We start from the raw sequence: 3,950 nt of genomic DNA on the forward strand, positions 1-3,950 counted from the left end.
CGGCGACCTGTGCCAGGCCATCACGGACTTGGCCGTCGAGCGCGATGCACCCTTCAGCGTCGGCGCGTTCCGCACATTGAACCGCTGCCTGGACAACGCCATCGCCGACGCCGTGACCGAATTCGGCGCTCAGCGTGACGCCGATATTGCCCTCAAGCAGTCTGCCGAAGCCAACGAGCGCCTGGGGTTTCTCGTGCACGAACTGAGGAACCATCTGCATTCCGCCACGTTGGCCTTGGCGGCGCTGGAGTCCGGCATGCTGCCCATTGGCGGCTCGACCGGCGGCGTGCTGAAGCGAAGCCTGGTGTCCATGACGAGTCTGTTGACCCGTACGCTCAGCGAGGTGCGCGCCACCGCCAGCGAGCTGGCACCGCCCCAGCTGATTTCGCTGGCGGCGTTCATCCACGAGGCAGGAAACATCGCACTTCTGGCTGGGGAGGCTAAAGGCTGCCCCTTCGTGGTGGCGCCGGTCGACCCACTCCTCTGGATTCGCGGCAACAGGGAGCTCCTCTTGGGTGCTCTGATCAACCTGATTCAGAACGCCTTCAAGTTCACCCGCCCACACACCCGGGTTTCCGTGAGCGCTTACGCCATCGGCGACCGTATCGCCATCGACGTTGCCGACCACTGCGGCGGCCTGTTGCCGGGGAGCGGCGAGGCCATGTTCAAACCTTTCGTCCAGCAGGGAGAGGACAAAAGCGGATTAGGTCTGGGCCTTGCCATTGCGCGGCGGAACGTGGAGGCGGACAACGGCAGCTTGAGCGTCAGAGATGTGCCGGGCATTGGCTGCATCTTCACGATCACCCTGGGTCGGTTCTTGAAGCCGTAGCAAGTCGTCGAGAGCCTCAGGCGCGGCGAATCAGGGCGCAAGACAGCCATTGGCTGTTCGGCATCACGCATCGTGCGCCAGCGCACCGACGGCGCCTGGTGACTGGCGCAGGCTCGCTGGCATGAACTGCCCAGGGTGAGCCCATCCCGGTGGTGCTCGACCCCTGGCCAGAGCGTGGCCGAGAGCATCGGATACCAGCGCATCGATCCGACTGCCCAACAAGGATTCGCCATGCAAGAGCACAAGGACCTGACCGCACGCGTCGCGCGGGATCCCAACTACCAGTTACTGAAGTCCAGCCGCTCGCGTTTCGGCTGGTGGCTCACGGGCGCCATGATGCTCGTGTACTACGGCTTCATCCTGCTGGTTGCATTCGACAAGCCCTTCCTCGCCACGCGGCTGGGCCAGGGCGTCACCACCCTCGGCATGCCGATCGGCCTGGGCATCATCCTGTTCACGGTGGCCATCACGGCGCTGTACGTGCGGCGCGCCAACGGTGAGTTCGACGCGCTGACCGAGCAGATCGTCAAGAGGGCACTCGCGTGAACGCGCCGCGTTCGCAACTCCTCTTGCGCGCTGCGGCCACGCTGGGGCTGCTGGGATTTGCTGGTGCCGCGCTCTCGGCGGGTGCCGACCTCGGCCAGGCGGAAAAGCAGCCGACCAACTGGACCGCGATCAGCATGTTTGCGATCTTCGTCATCGGCACGCTCTTCATCACCAAGTGGGCTGCGGCCAAGACCAAGTCGGCGTCCGATTTCTACACCGCTGGCGGCGGCATCACGGGCTTCCAAAACGGCATGGCGATTGCGGGCGACTACATGTCGGCGGCCTCGTTCCTCGGCATCTCGGCGGCAGTCATGGTGGGCGGCTTCGACGGCCTGATCTATTCCATCGGCTTCCTCGTCGGTTGGCCGGTCGTGACCTTCCTGCTGGCCGAGCGGCTGCGCAACCTCGGCAAGTTCACCTTCGCCGACGTGGCGGCGTTCCGCTTTTCACAGACCCCGGTGCGCGTGTTCGCGGCCTCGGGCACGCTGGTGGTCGTGGCCTTCTATCTGATCGCGCAGATGGTGGGCGCGGGGCAGTTGATCAAGCTGCTGTTCGGGCTGGAGTACTGGATAGCCGTCGTCATCGTCGGCGCGCTGATGATGGTCTACGTGCTGTTCGGCGGCATGACGGCCACCACCTGGGTGCAGATCATCAAGGCTTGCCTGCTGCTGGCAGGCGCCAGCTTCATGGCCTTCATGGTGCTCTACAGCTTTGGCTTCAGCACCGAGGCAATGTTCGCCAAGTCGGTCGAGATCAAGACGGCGATTGCTGCGTCAGCCGGCAAGTCACCCGACGAAGCTGCTGCGCAGGGCTTCTCGATCATGGGCCCGGGCGGCTTCATCAAGGATCCGATCTCGGCCATCAGCTTCGGCATGGCTCTGATGTTCGGTACGGCCGGCCTGCCGCACATCTTGATGCGCTTCTTCACCGTGCCCAACGCCAAGGAGGCGCGCAAGTCGGTGCTGTGGGCCACCCTCTGGATCGGCTACTTTTACATCCTCACGTTCATCATCGGTTTCGGCGCGATCGCCTTCGTGTTGACGAACCCGGAGTTTCTCGACGCCAAGGGCGGCCTGCTCGGCGGCGGCAACATGGCGGCCATCCACCTGGCCAATGCCGTGGGCGGCAATGTGTTCCTGGGCTTCATCTCGGCGGTGGCCTTCGCGACCATCCTGGCGGTGGTGGCCGGGCTCACGCTGTCGGGCGCGTCGGCGGTGTCGCATGACCTGTACGCCACCGTGCTGAAGAAGGGCAAGGCCGACAGCGCCTCCGAACTCCGCGTGTCGAAGTTGACGACCATCGCGCTGGGCATCGTTGCCGTCGTGCTGGGCATCGTGTTCGAAAAGCAGAACATCGCCTTCATGGTCAGCCTGGCGTTCGCCATCGCGGCGTCGGCCAACTTCCCGGTGCTGCTGATGTCCGTGTTGTGGAAGGACTGCACGACCCGCGGCGCGGTGATCGGCGGTTTCCTCGGCCTCGCGTCGTCGGTGCTGCTGACGCTGGTGTCGCCGGCCGTGTGGGAGGTGACGCTGGGCCACCCCAAGGGCTCGGCGCTGTTCCCCTACGCGTCGCCGGCGCTGTTCTCCGTGACGATCGGCTTCGTCGGCATCTGGCTGTTCTCCATCCTCGACAAGAGCCCGCGCGCCGCCATTGACCGGGCCGGCTTCGAGGCCCAGCAGGTTCGCTCCGAGACCGGCATCGGCGCACTCGGCGCGTCAGGACATTGAAGGACTCGACATGAGCGAAACAAGCAACGCCGACACCCTGGCCCGCTACGCACCGCCGCAGGCGCTGGCCTCATCCGCCTACGTGGCCGGGCGCGCTGCCTACGACCTGCTGGTGGCTGAAGCCGAGGCCGATTACGAGGCCTATTGGGCCCGACTGGCGCGCGAGTTCGTCGCCTGGAAAACGCCCTTCACCAAGGTGCTGGACAGCAGCGAGGCTCCGCACTTCAAGTGGTTCGAGGACGGCACGCTGAACGTCTCCTACAACTGCCTGGACGCCCAGGTCACGGCCGGGCGCGGCGACAAGGTGGCCATCATCTTTGAAGCCGACGACGGGACGGTCACGCGCCGCACCTACGCCGAGCTGCTGGCGCAGACCTGCCGCATGGCCAACGCCCTGAAGGCGCTGGGCGTGAGCAAGGGCGATCGTGTCGTCATCTACATGGCGATGTCGGTCGAGGGCGTGGTGGCCATGCAGGCCTGCGCGCGCCTGGGCGCCGTCCACACCGTGGTGTTCGGCGGCTTCTCGGCCCATTCGCTGCGCGACCGCATCGCCGACACCGGCGCGGTGGCCGTCATCACGGCCGACGAGCAAATGCGAGGCGGCAAGGCGCTGCCGCTGAAGGCCATCGTGGATGAAGCGTTGGCGATGGAGGGCTGCGAGGCCGTGCGCCAGGTGATCGTCTACCGTCGCACCGGCGGCAAGATTGCGTGGCAGGCGCGTGACCGCTGGATGCACGACATCACCGCCGCGCAGGCCGACACCTGCGAGCCCGAGTGGGTGGGCGCCGAGCATCCGCTCTTCCTGCTCTACACCTCGGGCTCCACCGGCAAGCCCAAGGGCGTGCAGC

Annotated in this window: 4 protein-coding genes; all 4 read left to right on the forward strand. The window is 65.8% G+C overall.

Features of this window, described 5'->3' with window-relative positions; translation table 11 throughout:
* On the forward strand, positions 1 to 829 hold an 829-nt coding region (locus tag ABIS05_RS20225), incomplete at its 5' end, for a HAMP domain-containing sensor histidine kinase (RefSeq protein WP_348012577.1).
* 231 nt (positions 830 to 1,060) lie between these two features.
* Positions 1,061 to 1,375 carry a DUF485 domain-containing protein gene (locus tag ABIS05_RS20230; RefSeq protein WP_348012578.1) on the forward strand — a complete coding sequence of 105 codons (315 nt, stop codon included), beginning with the start codon at positions 1,061 to 1,063 and terminating at the stop codon, positions 1,373 to 1,375.
* Positions 1,376 to 1,398: 23 nt separating this feature from the next.
* The gene (locus ABIS05_RS20235; RefSeq protein ID WP_348012580.1) at positions 1,399 to 3,102 is read left to right on the forward strand and encodes a cation acetate symporter; all 1,704 of its coding nucleotides are present in this window, start codon (positions 1,399 to 1,401) and stop codon (positions 3,100 to 3,102) included.
* A gap of 10 nt (positions 3,103 to 3,112) precedes the next feature.
* On the forward strand, positions 3,113 to 3,950 hold an 838-nt coding region (locus tag ABIS05_RS20240; RefSeq protein WP_348012579.1), incomplete at its 3' end, for an AMP-binding protein.

This window comes from Roseateles sp. (genome assembly GCF_039929605.1).
Taxonomy (GTDB): domain Bacteria; phylum Pseudomonadota; class Gammaproteobacteria; order Burkholderiales; family Burkholderiaceae_C; genus Pelomonas.

Coding starts and splice junctions, on each gene's coding strand:
- ABIS05_RS20230 (WP_348012578.1), top strand. CDS start 1,061: ATGCAAGAGCACAAGGACCTGACCGCACGCGTCGCGCGGGATCCCAAC.